This window comes from Micromonospora sp. NBRC 110009 (genome assembly GCF_030518795.1).
GTDB lineage: Bacteria > Actinomycetota > Actinomycetes > Mycobacteriales > Micromonosporaceae > Micromonospora.
In genome coordinates, this window is sequence record NZ_CP130427.1 from 6,863,708 (window position 1) to 6,877,583 (window position 13,876).

The 13,876-nt window shown below is 72.2% G+C and carries 13 protein-coding genes; 8 read left to right on the forward strand and 5 right to left on the reverse strand.

Annotation, left to right across the window (positions count from 1 at the left end; translation table 11 throughout):
- The first annotated feature begins 58 nt into the window (after positions 1 to 58).
- The 3 genes from Q2K19_RS32350 to Q2K19_RS32360 are packed head-to-tail and all read left to right on the forward strand — an operon-like array spanning position 59 to position 1,966.
- Complete coding sequence (locus Q2K19_RS32350; protein WP_302766167.1) at positions 59 to 1,285, forward strand: NRAMP family divalent metal transporter; 1,227 nt, start codon at positions 59 to 61, stop codon at positions 1,283 to 1,285.
- Positions 1,282 to 1,662, forward strand: a complete 381-nt coding sequence (locus Q2K19_RS32355; protein WP_302766168.1) for a hypothetical protein — start codon at positions 1,282 to 1,284, stop codon at positions 1,660 to 1,662. Before Q2K19_RS32350 ends, Q2K19_RS32355 begins: the two co-directional genes overlap by 4 nt.
- A complete protein-coding gene (locus Q2K19_RS32360; protein WP_302766169.1) occupies positions 1,649 to 1,966 on the forward strand; it encodes a PRC-barrel domain containing protein in 318 nt (105 codons plus the stop codon). The genes Q2K19_RS32355 and Q2K19_RS32360 overlap by 14 nt, the downstream gene beginning before the upstream one ends.
- Before the next feature lie 6 nt (positions 1,967 to 1,972).
- On the opposite strand, the gene Q2K19_RS32365 is transcribed toward Q2K19_RS32360, so the two are convergent.
- The 3 genes from Q2K19_RS32365 to Q2K19_RS32375 all read right to left on the reverse strand — a co-directional run bounded on the left by Q2K19_RS32365 (position 1,973) and on the right by Q2K19_RS32375 (position 4,762).
- The gene (locus Q2K19_RS32365) at positions 1,973 to 3,298 is read right to left on the reverse strand and encodes a hemolysin family protein (RefSeq protein ID WP_302766172.1); all 1,326 of its coding nucleotides are present in this window, start codon (positions 3,296 to 3,298) and stop codon (positions 1,973 to 1,975) included.
- Between the two features lie 131 nt (positions 3,299 to 3,429).
- Positions 3,430 to 4,053 carry a hypothetical protein gene (locus tag Q2K19_RS32370; RefSeq protein WP_302766174.1) on the reverse strand — a complete coding sequence of 208 codons (624 nt, stop codon included), beginning with the start codon at positions 4,051 to 4,053 and terminating at the stop codon, positions 3,430 to 3,432.
- Between the two features lie 82 nt (positions 4,054 to 4,135).
- Positions 4,136 to 4,762 carry an acyltransferase gene (locus Q2K19_RS32375; RefSeq protein WP_302766176.1) on the reverse strand — a complete coding sequence of 209 codons (627 nt, stop codon included), beginning with the start codon at positions 4,760 to 4,762 and terminating at the stop codon, positions 4,136 to 4,138.
- A 317-nt stretch (positions 4,763 to 5,079) separates the two neighbouring features.
- Here Q2K19_RS32375 and Q2K19_RS32380 point away from each other — a divergent pair, with 317 nt between their 5' ends.
- The 5 genes from Q2K19_RS32380 to Q2K19_RS32400 all read left to right on the forward strand — a co-directional run bounded on the left by Q2K19_RS32380 (position 5,080) and on the right by Q2K19_RS32400 (position 9,882).
- On the forward strand, positions 5,080 to 6,183 hold the full coding sequence (locus Q2K19_RS32380) for a Gfo/Idh/MocA family protein (protein WP_302766178.1): 1,104 nt from the start codon (positions 5,080 to 5,082) through the stop codon (positions 6,181 to 6,183).
- Entirely contained in the window at positions 6,180 to 7,145 is a 966-nt protein-coding gene (locus Q2K19_RS32385; RefSeq protein ID WP_302766182.1) for an NAD-dependent epimerase/dehydratase family protein, read from the forward strand. Before Q2K19_RS32380 ends, Q2K19_RS32385 begins: the two co-directional genes overlap by 4 nt.
- Positions 7,127 to 8,281: a DegT/DnrJ/EryC1/StrS family aminotransferase gene (locus Q2K19_RS32390; RefSeq protein WP_302766183.1), complete on the forward strand. Its 1,155-nt coding sequence runs from the start codon at positions 7,127 to 7,129 to the stop codon at positions 8,279 to 8,281. Before Q2K19_RS32385 ends, Q2K19_RS32390 begins: the two co-directional genes overlap by 19 nt.
- Before the next feature lie 235 nt (positions 8,282 to 8,516).
- The gene (locus Q2K19_RS32395) at positions 8,517 to 9,533 is read left to right on the forward strand and encodes an SPFH domain-containing protein (protein ID WP_302766184.1); all 1,017 of its coding nucleotides are present in this window, start codon (positions 8,517 to 8,519) and stop codon (positions 9,531 to 9,533) included.
- 13 nt (positions 9,534 to 9,546) lie between these two features.
- Positions 9,547 to 9,882 carry a hypothetical protein gene (locus Q2K19_RS32400; RefSeq protein WP_302766186.1) on the forward strand — a complete coding sequence of 112 codons (336 nt, stop codon included), beginning with the start codon at positions 9,547 to 9,549 and terminating at the stop codon, positions 9,880 to 9,882.
- Here Q2K19_RS32400 and Q2K19_RS32405 read toward each other — a convergent pair.
- Both Q2K19_RS32405 and Q2K19_RS32410 read right to left on the reverse strand, forming a co-directional pair.
- On the reverse strand, positions 9,879 to 11,564 hold the full coding sequence (locus tag Q2K19_RS32405) for a DUF4082 domain-containing protein (RefSeq protein WP_302766187.1): 1,686 nt from the start codon (positions 11,562 to 11,564) through the stop codon (positions 9,879 to 9,881). The two genes, Q2K19_RS32400 and Q2K19_RS32405, sit on opposite strands and share 4 nt — an antisense overlap.
- A gap of 437 nt (positions 11,565 to 12,001) precedes the next feature.
- Complete coding sequence (locus Q2K19_RS32410; protein ID WP_302766188.1) at positions 12,002 to 13,792, reverse strand: hypothetical protein; 1,791 nt, start codon at positions 13,790 to 13,792, stop codon at positions 12,002 to 12,004.
- Positions 13,793 to 13,876 lie beyond the last annotated feature (84 nt).

Below are 13,876 nucleotides of genomic sequence, written 5' to 3' on the forward strand. Positions count from 1 at the left end.
AAGGGGAGCCTGACGCGGATATCGTCGCGTCGATGAGACCGCCCGCTGCCGACCCGACGTGAGGAAGCTCCTCGCTGCCACCCTGGGTGTCCTCTCCGCCATCGGCGGCTTCGTCGACATCGGCGACCTGGTGGCGGCGAGCCAGGCCGGCGCGCGCTTCGGCATGGCCCACGCCTGGGTGCTGCTGGTCGGAGTGCTCGGCATCTGCGCGTACGCCGAGATGGCCGGCCGGATCGCGGCGGTGAGCGGCCGCGCGGTGTTCGACCTGGTCCGGGAGCGGCTCGGGCCGCGGGTCGCGCTGCTCAACCTGGTCGCCTCCTGGCTGGTCACGGTGATCACCCTGGCCGCCGAGCTGGGCGGGGTGGCCCTCGCGCTGCAACTGGCGACCGGCCTGAGCTACCTGCTCTGGGTGCCGGTGGCCGCGGTGGCGGTCTGGCTGGTGCTGTGGCGGATGCGGTTCGAGCTGATGGAGCGGGTCTTCGGGCTGGCCGGGCTGGCCCTGCTGGTCTTCGCCGTCGCGCTGTTCGCGCTGCCCACCGACTGGGCGAAGCTCGGGCACGGCGCGCTGCACGTGAGCTCCGCCGGGGAGAGCGGGTCGGTGTACTGGTTCGTGGCGGTGGCGCTCTTCGCCTCCACGGTCAGCCCGTACGAGGTCTTCTTCTTCTCCTCGGGCGGGGTGGAGGAGCGGTGGAGCAGGGCCGACCTGGCCCACGCCCGCTCGAACGTGCTGATCGGCTTCCCGGTCGGCGGGTTCCTGGCCCTGTCGTTGATCGCCGTGGCGACGGTGGCGTACCACCCGTCGGGGACACCCCTGGGCAGCCTCGACCAGGTGGCCCGGCCGGTGGCGACCGCGCTGGGCGGGGGCGGGCTCGCGGTGGCGGTGCTGGCGTTCTTCGCGGTGACGTTCGGCGCCGCGCTGGAGACCGGGCTGTCGGCCGCGTACGCGGTGGCGCAGTACTTCGGCTGGCAGTGGGGCAAGCGGGTGAGTCCCCGGGAGGCCGCCCGGTTCCACAGCGTGCTGCTGGTCAGCGTGCTGCTCGGGGTGCTGATGTTGATGACGACCGTCGACCCGGTGCGGCTCACCGAGTACATGCTGGTGCTCAGCGCGGTGGTGCTGCCGCTGACGTACCTGCCGATCCTGGTGGTGGCGAACGACCGCAACTACCTGGGCGACCAGGTCAACGGGCGGTGGAACAACCTGGTCGGCGCGCTGTTTCTGCTGCTCATCGTCGCCGCGTCGGTGGCGGCGATCCCGTTGGCGGTGATCACGAGGATGGGACAGTGAGGGTCCAGCTCGCCAAGCAACTGCTCGACCAGCAGATCGTGGACGTCGACGGCCGGCTGGTCGGCCGGGTCGACGACATCGCGTTCGCCGCCGACGCCGAGGGCTTCCCGTACGTGGACTGCCTGCTGACCGGGCAGGCGGCACTCGGGCAGCGGCTCGGCGGCCGGGTCGGGCGGATCCTGGTGGCGGTCGCGAACCGGTTCACCGACCACCGGCCGGTGCGGCCGCTGCGCATCCCGCTCAGCCTGGTCGCGCGGGTGGACAGCGTGGTCCGGCTGCGCTGCCCGGCCGGCGAGCTGCCGCCGCCGCCGGTCGAGGCGTGGCTGCGCCGGCACCTCATCGACCGGATCCCGGGGGCGTACCGTGCGAGCGGGTGAGCTGCTCGGCCGGACCGCGTACGACCTGCGCGGGCAGCGCCTGGGCCGGGTGGTGGACGTGGTGGTCCGGGGCGGCTGGCCGCCGGACCGCCTGCGGATCACCGACTTGATCGTCGCCGGCCACTGGTGGACCCGGGTGACCAGTCGGCTGATCGGCGCGGAACTGCACCCGTCGGGGCCGTGGCTGCTGCGGGCGGCCGCCCGGGTGCTCGGCCGCAGCACCCAGCAGGTCCCCGTCGACCGGGTGCAGCTCCGCCCGCCGGTGCCCGGTTTCCCGTTCGGCCCGCCGGGTGGGGCAGGCTGAGCCGGGTCAGCCGTGCGCCTCGTCGAGGACCGGGGCGTCGACGTCGCCGTGCCGGTCGCGGCGGGCCCGGCGGCGGACCCGGACCTCGGTGATGGCGTGGTGGTCGACGACGCCGACGGCCAGGTCCCAGCCGTCCACGGTCACCCGCTCCCCCGCCACGGTGGGAATGTGGCCCAGGCAGATGAGCACCAGCCCGGCGACGGTGGTGTAGTCGCCGACCGGCCGGTTGGGCAGCTCGACGCTCAGGTCGGTGAGGTCGTGCACGGGGAAGGTGCCGGGCAGGACCAGCGTGCCGTCGTCCTCGGTGCGGACCGAGCTGAGATCCCGGTCGGTCTCGTCGTAGATCTCCCCGACGATCTCCTCGAGGATGTCCTCCAGGGTGACGATCCCGTCGACCGCGCCGCGCTCGTCCACCACCAGGGCGATGTGCTGGCGTTCCGCCTTGAACTGGCGGAGCGCGTCGACCACCGGCAGCGAGTCGGGCAGCAGCATCGGCGGCCGGGCGATCTCGTCGACCGGCCGGTCGTCGGGGACGCCGACCAGGTCGCGCAGGTGGATCACGCCGACCGCGTCGTCCAGGCCGCCGTGCCGGACCACCGGCGCCCGGGAGTGGCCGGTCGCCGCGAGAACCAGTCGGGCGGCCTCCGCGGTCGTCCCGCTGTCCAGCGTGAAGACCTGCAACCGGGGTACGAGCACCGCGCGCAACTGTCGGTCGGCGATCTCCACCGCGCCGGCGATGATGGTCCGCTGCTCCTTGGTGAAGCCGTGGTTGCCGGCCACGATCTCGCGCAGCTCGTCCGGGCCGATCTCGTCCGGCTCGTGTTTCGGGTTCAGGCCGAAGAGGCGCACCACCAGGTCGCTGGTGGCGCCGAGGGCCCAGACGGCCGGCCGGGTGAGGCTCGCCAGCAGGTCGAGTGGCCGGGCCACGACCAGGGCCCACCGCTCGGCGGACTGCATGGCGATCCGCTTCGGCGCCAGCTCCCCGAAGACCAGGGTGACGAAGGTCAGCGCCAGGGTCACCGCCACGATGGCGACCGTCTCGGCGGCGTCGCCGAACACCCCGAGCAGCGGCACGAGGGGCTTGGCCAGGGAGACCGCCGCCGCGGCGGAGGCGAGGAACCCGGCGAGGGTGATGCCGATCTGGATGGTGGCCAGGAACCGGTTCGGGTCCTTGGCGAGCCGGGCCAGGGTCCGGCCGGCGCGGCTGCTCCGCTCCAGCCGCTGGAGTTGGCTGTCGCGCAGCGAGACCAGGGCCATCTCGCTGCCGGCGAAGGCCGCGTTGACGACGACCAGAACCGCGACCAGGGCCAGCTGGCTCCAGTAGCTCTGCACGCCCGGTTCTCTCCCTCGACGGACCCGGGGCGGCCGCCGTGGCCGCTCTCTCGCCGTCCGGGGACCGGCCGGCGTCGGCCCCCTCTGTGCCCCGCGGGAGGGTGGCTGAATCCTCCCCGGCGCGGCGTCGGTCAGGCCGTCGTGGGGAGATCCAGGACGTACGCGTCGCCCTCCGGGCGGAAGCCGAGCCGGTGGTAGTACGGCGCGACCATGCCGGGCGGGCTGACCACCCGGCGGAAGCCGCGATCGGTGAAGAGGCGGCTGCGCCGGTAGACGAACTCGCCGGGGGTGAAGTCACGGAACGGCGGGGTGACGTAGTCCAGGTCGATCTGGGCGATTCCGCCGGCCTCGGCGTGCGACACCACCACGCCGACCACCTCGTCGGCCCGGACCACCAGGAAGGCCGACCGGCCGGCCGCCGGGTCCCAGCGGAAGTCGGGGTTGAACCGGGCGATGTCGGCGGCGTGCACCCGCAGGGTGTGGGCCAGGAACGCGTCGTCGGTGCCCACCTCGACCACCTGGTAGGTCTGCTCGTCGTGCCGGGTGGCGAGCATCTTCCGCAGGTACCAGATGTTGATCACGGCGAGCACCACGTTCAGCCCGACCATGGGCCACACCCGCACGGCGGTGTTGTAGCCGATCAGGATGACGCAGCCGAGCAGGTTGAGCGCGCGCAGCCGAAGGATGCGCGTCTGCAGCAGCGACCAGACCAGCAGCGCGGAGCCGGCCCAGCCGACGAGTTCCAGCCAGTTCACCCGGGCGAGGGTAGCCCCCCGCCGGCCGGGGCCGGTGGGCGGGACGCGTCGACCGGCCAGCTCGGCGACGCCGGCCCGGCCGTCAGGCCGCGGGCAGTTCGGTCAGCCGCCCCTCGTCCTCGCGGTACTCGGCCCCGGTACGCGGGCAGACCCACCGGCCGTCGTCCTTCGCCACGAGCGGCGCGCCCGCCCGGCCCACCCAGCCCACCCGGCGGGCCGGAACTCCGACCATGAGCGCGAAGTCGGGGACCTCCCGGGTGACCACCGCGCCGGCCGCGATCAGGGCCCACCGGCCGATCGAGACCGGCGCCACGCAGACGGCCCGCGCTCCGATCGCCGCCCCCTCGCCGACCACCACGCCGACCGCGGTCCAGTCGTCGCCGCTCTTCAGCCGCCCCTCCGGGGTGACCGACCGCGGGTACTCGTCGTTGGTGAGCACCGCGGCGGGCCCGACGAAGACCCCGTCGGCCAGTTCCGCCGGCTCGTACACCAGGGCATGGTTCTGCAGCTTGACGTTGTCGCCCAGGCGGACGCCCGGCCCGACGTACGCGCCGCGGCCGATGACGCAGTTCCGGCCCACCGAGGCCTGCTCGCGCACCTGGGCCAGGTGCCAGACGCGCGTGCCGGAACCGACGGTGGCCCGTTCGTCCACATCGGCCGTAGCGGCGATCTGCGCACCGTCGTGCGGTGCCCGGTGGGCGTCCGTCATCTCTCGTTCCTTCCGGCGGTGCGGTGATCTTTTGTCGGGCTGGAAACGGTAGACGTTCGGCAACAAGGGCAATGTCAGAAAGCCGACCCAGTGGCCGCAGAACGGGCCATTCGAAGTGGGCGGGCAAACCAAACGGACCGGTTGACCCCGGCGGCACCGCCGGAATTCCCGGTCGGTGCTGGCGCAGGCGAGGACGGCCTCGGTAGCTTGCCGAATGGACGTCGCCACTAACTCTCCCCCAGCGAATGGTCCTGTCCTGACTAGCGAAACGGATATCCGTGAACTCATCGCCCGTTGCCGCCGAGGAACCAATCGGCGTGGCCGTCATCGGCGCCGGTTACTGGGGGCCGAATCTTGTACGCAACTTCCAGACCTCCGCCGAATTCCGGCTGCGCTGGCTCTGCGACCTCGATGTGCGCCGGGCCCGACGCGTGCTCGGTGACTACTCGACCGTCCAGGCAACCGACGACCTGGCCACCGTGCTGGCCGACGACGACGTGCACGCGGTGGCCATCGCCACCCCCGCCGGCACCCACCTCGACGTGGCGATGGCCGCGCTGCGGGCCGGCAAGCACGTGCTCGTCGAGAAGCCGCTGGCGGCCGGCGTCGAACAGGGGCGCGCGCTGGTGGCGGAGGCGGAGGGCCGGGGACTGTCGCTGATGTGCGACCACACCTACTGCTACACGCCGGCCGTGCTGCGCATCCGCGAACTGCTGCACGGCGGGGAACTGGGTGAGCTGCAGTACCTCGACTCCGTACGGATCAACCTCGGGCTGGTCCAGCGCGACATCGACGTGATGTGGGACCTGGCGCCGCACGACCTGTCGATTCTCGACTTCATCCTGCCGTCCGGGGTGGCGCCGGTCTCCGTGGCCGCGCACGGCGCGGACCGGATCGGGGCGGGGCGGGCCTGCGTCGCCTACCTGACGCTGCACCTCAACACCGGTGCGATCGCGCACATCCACGTCAACTGGCTCTCCCCGGTGAAGATCCGGACCGCGATCATCGGCGGGTCGAAGCGGACGCTGGTCTGGGACGACCTCAACCCCAGCCAGCGACTCTCGATCTTCGACCGCGGGGTCGACGTGGCGTCGGCGGAGGAGCTCGGCGACGAGCAGCGCCGGGACATGCTGGTGTCGTACCGCTCGGGCGACATGGTGGCACCGGCCCTGACGGAGCGGGAGGCGCTGCGGACCATGGTCGAGGAGTTCGCCCGGTCAATCCGCACCGGCGCGCCCGCCCTGACCGACGGCCGGTCCGGCCTGCGGGTGATGGCCATCCTGGAGGCCGCCTCCCGCAGCCTCGCAAACGGCGGAACAGTGGTCGAGCTGAGCGAATGGACGGACGTGAACGGGCAACTCATCGAACCTGGCAGGGCAATGGCTCAGGCCGGCGCGGAGCGAAGCGGAGCAACGGCATGAGCGCGGTGGAGATCACCGGGGCACGGGCCCTGGTCACCGGTGGGGCGGGCACGATCGGTTCCCACGTCGTCGACCAGCTGGTCGCCGGCGGGGCGGCCGAGGTCGTCGTCCTCGACAACTTCGTCCGTGGCCGGCGGGACAACCTCGCCCGGGCCCTGCCGCACGCCGGTGTCCGCCTGGTCGAGGGCGACATCCGCGACGTCGGGCTGGTGCACGAGCTGACCCGCGGCAAGGACCTGGTCTTCCACCTGGCCGCCATTCGGATCACCCAGTGCGCCGAGGAGCCGCGGCTGGCCAACGAGGTGCTGGTCGACGGCACGTTCAACGTGCTGGAGGCGGCGGCCGCCGCCCGGGTCCGCAAGGTCATCCTGTCCTCGTCCGCCTCCGTGTACGGGCTCGCCGACGAGTTCCCGACCACCGAGCGGCACCACCCCTACCACAACGACACGTTCTACGGCGCCGCCAAGGCGTTCAACGAGGGCATGCTGCGCAGCTTCCACAGCATGTACGGCCTGGACTACGTCGCGCTGCGCTACTTCAACGTCTACGGCCCACGGATGGACATCCACGGCCTCTACACCGAGGTCCTGATCCGCTGGATGGAGCGGATCGAATCGGGCATGCCCCCGCTGATCCTCGGCGACGGCCTGCAGACGATGGACTTCGTGCACGTCGCCGACATCGCCCGGGCCAACATCCTGGCCGCCCGGGCGGACGTCACCGACGAGGTGTTCAACGTCGCCAGCGGCACCGAGACCAGCCTCAAGGAGCTGGCCCAGGCGCTCAGCGACGTGATGAAGTCCGACCTCGCCCCCGAGCACGGTCCGGCCCGCGCGGTCAACGGGGTCACCCGCCGGCTGGCCGACACCACCGCCGCCGCCGAGAAGCTGGGCTTCCGCGCCGAGATCGGCCTGCACGAGGGGCTTCAGGGGCTGGTCGACTGGTGGCGGGCCGAGAAATGACCGGCGCGCGCATCCCCGTGATGATCCCCCGGCTCGGCGAGGAGGAGGCGCAGGCCGCCGCCGACGCCGTACGGTCCGGCTGGGTGGCCCAGGGGCCCCGGGTGGCCCGGTTCGAGCAGGAGTTCGCCGCGCTGGTCGGCGCCGGCCACGGCGTGGCCGTCAGCTCGTGCACGACCGCGCTCCACCTGGCGCTGGTGGTGCTGGAGATCGGCCCGGGCGACGAGGTGATCGTGCCGTCGTTCTCGTTCATCGCCACCGCCAACGCGGTGCGCTACGTCGGCGCCACCCCGGTCTTCGCCGACGTCGACGTCAGCACCGGCAACCTGACGGCGGCCACGATCGACGCGGTGCGCACCGCCCGGACCCGGGCGGTGATCGCGGTGCACCAGGGCGGCGTGCCGTTCGACGTCGCCGCGCTGCGCGACGCTGCCGGCCGTTGGGGGCTGCCGCTGATCGAGGACGCGGCCTGTGCCGCCGGGTCGACGGCGTACGGACGGCCGGTCGGCGCCGGCGCGACGATCTCGGCCTGGTCGTTCCATCCTCGCAAGCTGCTGACCACGGGCGAGGGTGGAATGGTCACCGTGGACGATCCGGAGTGGGCGGCCCGGCTGCGCCGGTTGCGGGAACACGGCATGAACGTTTCCGCGGCCGACCGGCACGCCAGCGCCCAGCCGGTACTCGAGGCCTACCTGGAGACCGCCTTCAACTACCGGATGACCGACATCCAGGCGGCGATCGGTCTCGTGCAGCTCGGCCGTCTCGCGGATCTGGTGGCTCACCGGCGTGCGCTGGCGGCCCGCTACCACGAGCTGCTCGCCGACATCGAGGGGCTGGCTCCGGTCCGAGACCCGGAGTACGGCGAGACCAACTTCCAGTCGTTCTGGCTGCTGATCGACCCGGAGTACGGCACCGGCCGCGACGAGGTGCTCGCCGAGCTGGCCGCCGCCGGGGTGTCGGCCCGACGCGGCATCATGGCCGCCCACCTGGAGCCGGCCTACGCCGACGTGACGCCCGCGCCACTGCCGGTGACCGAGCGGCTGACCCGCGACTCGCTCATCCTGCCGCTGCACCACGCCCTTACCGAGGACGACCAGGACCACATCGTGGCGGTGCTCCGCAAGCTGGCCCGCCGCTAGGTCGGGTCGTCACGGGCTGCCGAACCCGGGGCGGGCGGGTACCTCCCCGCCCGCCCCGGGCCGCCTCAGCGGCGTTCCGGTTCGTCCTCGTCCGGCTTGGTGCTCATCGCGCCGGCCAGCAGCCTCCAGGCCGCATGCCCGGGAAGGAGCCGGTGTCGACTGACGGTCTTGACACTGGCTGCCAACCTGATCGCGACGGGCAGATGGCCCGATGACCAGCGAGGGAGCGTGCACCATGGCCACACCGCGCACCAGACCGTCGGTGGGGTTCCAACCGCGGCGAGTTCTTCCGATCACGGGGGCCGTCCTGGCCGGCGCGGTCGTGCTGATCGTGGCCCTCACCGCGGTCATCGGCGGCTTTGACAAGACGGCCGGCGGCGAGGTCGGGGTGGTCCGCAACGGCGGCTGGTTCGATAACAACCGGGTGCGTCAGGTGATCCCGCCGGCCTCCGGTCTCACCTGGACAGGCACGTACTCCACCACCCACCGCTACCCCGCCCAGCAGCGCTTCTACACGATCACGTCCGACAACAAGCGCGGCGATCGGACCGGCGTTGACGTGGTGAACACACCGTCGAGCGACGGGGTGGAAATGGGCATCGAGGGCACCATCTACTTCACCCTCAACCTCGACCCCGACACCCTCAAGGCGTTCGACACGAAATTCGGCACCCGGCAGTTCCGCGGCGTCGACGGCCAGCTGCGCTACGCCTACGACGGAGACGAGGGCTGGAGCACCTTCCTCGACGCGATCGTCCGCCCCGTGATCGACAACGACCTGCGCATCCAGATCAACAGCTTCCGCTGCGCGGAGCTGGTCTCCAGTTGCGCGCTGGTCCAGAACGGCGCGCAGCGCACCGGAACACCGGCACCCGCCAATCCGGACACCGGAGGTCAGACCAACAACACGAACATCGCCAAGGTGCAGGAAGCCGTGAACAGCAGCCTCCCCAAGGACCTGGCCGAGATGCTGGGCGGGAACTTCTTCGAGGGCATCAAGTTCAACCTGGCCCGAGTCACCCTCCCGCAGACAGTGCAGGATGCGGTGAACAAAGCCCAGGCGGCGTACGCGCAGGTCAGCGAGTCCCAGGCGCGGGTGGCGCAGGCCAAGGCGGAAGCCGAGGCCAACAAGACCCGGCAGCAGGGGTACGACGCCTGCTCCGCGTGCGCCCAGATCGACATCATCAAGGCGCTACCCCCAGGAGTGACGACGTACGCTCCCGGGGCCGGCGCCACCGTACCCCTCAAGTGAGGCGGAGGTCGCCGTGCGGGCCCTCACCCTGCTGCTCGCCGTCGGCGTCACGTTGGTCGTTGCCGTCAGCTGCTACCTCCTGCTGGCGGCCATCGCCGGGCGGCGCAGCCGACGGGCGACCCGCGCGGCGCGCTGGCAGGTCCTGCACTACGGGCGGAACGGACAGACGGTGGTCGCGGTCGGGCTCGTACCGCCGGATGGACGGGTACTCGACGAGCACGTGGTCGATCGCATCGCCGACGGTGACCCGGAATGGAGCGACCGGTTTCTGCGGGCGCGCGAGAGCGCGGAGGAGCGGGCGTACCACCTCAACGGCGGTGGCACGCACCTCCCCGGGCAGTACACCTAGGCGGGTCTGGGTACCAGCTGCGTTGTCGGGGTGCCGTCGATCGTGCCCACGACGTTGTTCGTCCAGTCGGCGAAGGTGACGGCGCATCCCGACCCGCACCGGCTCGTGTAGCCCCAGTGCGTCGGCCCGAACACATTGTCGCGCAGGCGCAGCCCCTCGCCGTCCTGGGCGTACAGGCCGAAGGCCCCGAGCGAGATGAAGCTGTCGTGGACCTGGTAGTTGCGCAGCAGGGAGCCGCCCGCGCTCTGGGTGAAGAGCACGGCGGTGATGGCCTGCCAGTAGTCGGGGATCTCCGCGCCGGTGTAGGCGTTGACGCCCGGCTCGAGCCGGCTGTGGCTGATCTCCAGCGGACCGGTGCCGCCGTAGGGGAAGACGCCCCCGGTGTGGGCCTGGGAGGGATCGGCCAGGTGGGCGATGTAGTTGTCGTGGAGCCAGCTGTACTCGATGGTGGTGTTCGCCCCGCAGAGGCACATGCCGCCGGAGTTCGCCACGTCTACGTGGCTGAGCTGGATCGTGCAGGTGGGGCAGTCGTTGATCGCGTGCTCGGTCAACGGGGCGCTCGTCATGCCGAGGCCCACCGGCTCCGGCCGGATGGTCGTGTTGCTGATGTTGACGCGGAGGCTGGCCGAGGAATCCGCGTTGACCAGGATGGCCCGGTTGGCGGAACCCGGTGGCGGCGCGATGATCGAGTTCGTGATGTTGACGGTGCCGTGACAGTTCGTGCCGATGTAGATGAAGGCATGGAAGTACTTGTGGTCGAGATTCACCGTGCCGTTGCACTCGTACAGGTCCCACTCCTTGCTCCCGGCGTTGTGCGGGAACACCTCCTGGTAGCCGGCCGGCACCGGCAGCCGGGCATCGGACTGGCGGTACCTGCCGACCCCGGGGGCACCCACGGAGAAGCGCTGCGGGTACCTGCCGCCGCCGGTGCTGTCGGGGTTGCCGGTGGCGGTCGGAGTCGGTGCGGGCGGGGTGGCGCTGGGCGTCGGCGCCGCGGTCGGGGTGGGACTCGGCGAGGTGGGGCGGGGGGATGCGGTCGTGGGTAGCGGGGTGGGACTGGACGTGGCCGGAGCGCCCGGCTTGAAGACGACGTCGACCCAGTAGTTGGTGGCCCGGTAGCCCCGGTTCGGGAATCCGCCCGTGCCGTACTGGTACACGCCGTTGGCGCCCTGCGATCCGTCGGCCGGGGCGCGCAACGGGCCCCGGCTGCGGGCCGCGGCGAAGTAACGGTCGTCAGCCGAGTAATGGCCCACGGTGGTGTGGTACGACACCACGTACAGCGCATTGGCCTTGACGGCCACCGGGGCCGAGAAGGCGGCGTACTGCCACCCGGACCGGCTCTCGTCGGTGAACCGGACGGTGGCCAGCCTCGTGCCGCTGCTCGCCCAGAGGTTGCCCGTGTGCACGCCGGTGTTCGTCCTCGACTTGTAGAACCGGACGCCGAGAACGCTGCCGTCCTGGGTGGCGGTGAATTTCAGCCCCAGTTCCACGGCCTGCCGGTCCGGGTCGGTCACCGTGCCCGGCACCGCTGAGCTGCTCCACAGCGAGTACGTTCCGGGGGGTACCGCCGCGGTCTCCACACCGCCCGGGCTGGTCGCTACGCGACCCGCCAGCGCCGTTCCGGAGATCGCCACCGCGCCGGCGACGGCCAGCACGATGACCGCTCGCGATTTCCTGACCATGTGGTTCCCTTCTCCACAAGTGGTGTCACTCGGACCCGGGGCGGGCCAACGCCGGCACGGAAGATGCGGTGTCGCGGGCGTCGACGGCGGGTGCGTCCGACGCCATCAGCCGACGGTCCGGATGAGACACCCGCGCCGTCAGCCCTAGCCGGCGGCGGACGCGCGCGACTCACCCGCCGCACGCTGCACGGGGGCGACGGAGGCGCCGGGCTCGGCACCGGGTTCGCTCGGCGATCGGGGAGGACGCTCGCCCGACAACCTGACCTGTCCTGCACGAGGCACACCAAGACAACGAACGAAATGCCGCTAAGTCACCCGTATCGACGTTGAACCATGGATGACCCCGCGCAGCCGGCGTGCGCGAGCGGCTCCTCCCGGTGTCGGCGCGGAGCGGGTTCCGTGGTCACGGTACGCCGCACGCCGGCGGGCAGGTGGCCTCAGCTGACGGGCTGCGGCGCGGTGGCGACCAGGAGGTTGGTCAGGAAGGCCACCGTGGCCGGGGCGGACTCCCGCCGGCCCGTCAGCAACTCGTCCAGCCATGCGTCCCGGACGATGCCGGTGGTCCGCAGCGGTGCGAGGACGTCCGGCTCGCTGCGCCAGTGCTCGACCACGAGCGCCGCCACCTCGGCCGCGCCCAGCTGCGCCCGGCCGGAACGGCGCAGCCGCTGCCGGACCTTGCCGGAGAGCTTTCGGGCGGTGACCCGGGCCGCCGCCGCGCGGTCGCGGACGCCGCGTTGCCCCAACCGGGCGGGAACCAGCCCGGAATCCAGCGGCACCGCGGCCAGTTCGCGGTCGAGCCGGTGGATGAGCTGCCCGGTCAGCAGGCCGCTCCCCTTCTGCTCCGGCGGCACGGAGTGCGCCAGCTGGATGAAGCGGCGATCGAACATCGGGTTGATGAAGAAGCGGTTGACGGCCGCGACCGACCCGTGGGCTCCCGCCCATCGCTGCATGCGCTGGTAGAGATAGAAGTAGTCGGTGGCCCGCAGCCAGTGTGACGGAGCGCCGTCGAAGGATGCCGTGATCCGGTCGACCGCGTCGGTGCGGGCGGCGGCCACGAAGCCCGGTTCGAGTGCGCGGGCGTCGACGGCCTCGTTCGCGTAGAGGCGCCAGTTCGCCAACTGGCCGACCAGCTGCGGCGAGGTGGTCGCGTTGCGGGGCTGGCCGAAGTAGTAGAAGCCGCGGCAGGCTTCCCCGCCGAGCCCGGAGAGGCGATGGCCCTGCTCGAGGTGGCCCTCGGCGAGGAGCAGCGGGGCCAGGGCCAGCGGGCTGGCCATGCAGTCCAGCGCCGCCGCTGCCTGCAGCGCCGTGCGGTGGGCCGCGGCCGGGGTGACCGGTGGCTGCTCGTCCAGCCAGTGGACATGCAGGTCCAGCCCGCCCAGCGCGCTCAGCTTCTGGGCCAGCGTGGCGTCCGGGCCGCCCCGCACGTCCAGGGTGAGCGCGCGGAGCCCGCGGCGGGTCGCCGGGGACAGCGCCGCGAGCAGGACGCGGGTGTCCTGGCCGCCGGTCAACTGGAGCACCGTGCCGGGATGGTCAGCGACGTATGCCCCGAGGAACTCCCGCAGCATCCCGGCCATCTCGTCGACGGTCTCGGGCAGGGACGGTGCCGGACCGTCCAGGGCGAGCGACTGCTCCACGTAGCGGTGCGTCTCCACCCGGCCCGCGTCCAGCACCGCCAGGCATCCGGCGGGCACCTTTTCGACCTGCGCGAAGACCGTGCCGAGCCCCACCTGCCAGCCGACCAGGCTCTGCAGGCCGAGGGCCCCGTGGTCCAACCCCGCCCCGGCCAGCGCGGCGAGGGCGAGCGCACTCGTCGAGATCGCGGCCACGCCGTCGCCCTGCCAGCAGAAGAGCTGCCGGAAGCCGAGCCAGTCCGTGGCCGCCACGATCGGCTCGCCGGCCCCGGAGCGGTGTGCCGCGGCGAACGGCGGCACGAGCGCGGCGAGCGCGGCGCCGTCCGCCTTCGTGCCCCGGCCCAGCTGCTCGGCCAACTCGGCGGTGGTGACATCGGCGACCCGGGTACGCGCCGCCCGGCCCAGGCGCAGCGTGAAGGCGGTGCCGCTGTCGTCGACCCGATCGCCCGGGTCTGCGCCGTGGCAGGCGAGCCAACCGTCCTCGGTGGGCAGCATCCGCGCGCCGGCGCCGAGGCGGGCGAGGGCCTCGGCCCGGCACGCCTCGTCGGTCGCGGTCAGCCTGCCCGGCGCGTACGAGACGGCGAGGAACGCCTTCATCTCGGCAGCACCGTGGGCGGCGTTGCGGTCTCACCTCGGGCAGACATGGCGGCCAGCGTAATCTTCGCCATCACCCAGGGAAAG

What these genes read in the sequence shown, in the direction of transcription:
- Q2K19_RS32375 (WP_302766176.1), bottom strand. Translation starts at nt 4,762, where the DNA reads ATGACGGACGCCCACCGGGCACCGCACGACGGTGCGCAGATCGCCGCT.
- Q2K19_RS32385 (WP_302766182.1), top strand. Translation starts at nt 6,180, where the DNA reads ATGAGCGCGGTGGAGATCACCGGGGCACGGGCCCTGGTCACCGGTGGG.
- Q2K19_RS32395 (WP_302766184.1), top strand. Translation starts at nt 8,517, where the DNA reads ATGGCCACACCGCGCACCAGACCGTCGGTGGGGTTCCAACCGCGGCGA.
- Q2K19_RS32405 (WP_302766187.1), bottom strand. Translation starts at nt 11,564, where the DNA reads ATGGTCAGGAAATCGCGAGCGGTCATCGTGCTGGCCGTCGCCGGCGCG.
- Q2K19_RS32410 (WP_302766188.1), bottom strand. Translation starts at nt 13,792, where the DNA reads ATGAAGGCGTTCCTCGCCGTCTCGTACGCGCCGGGCAGGCTGACCGCG.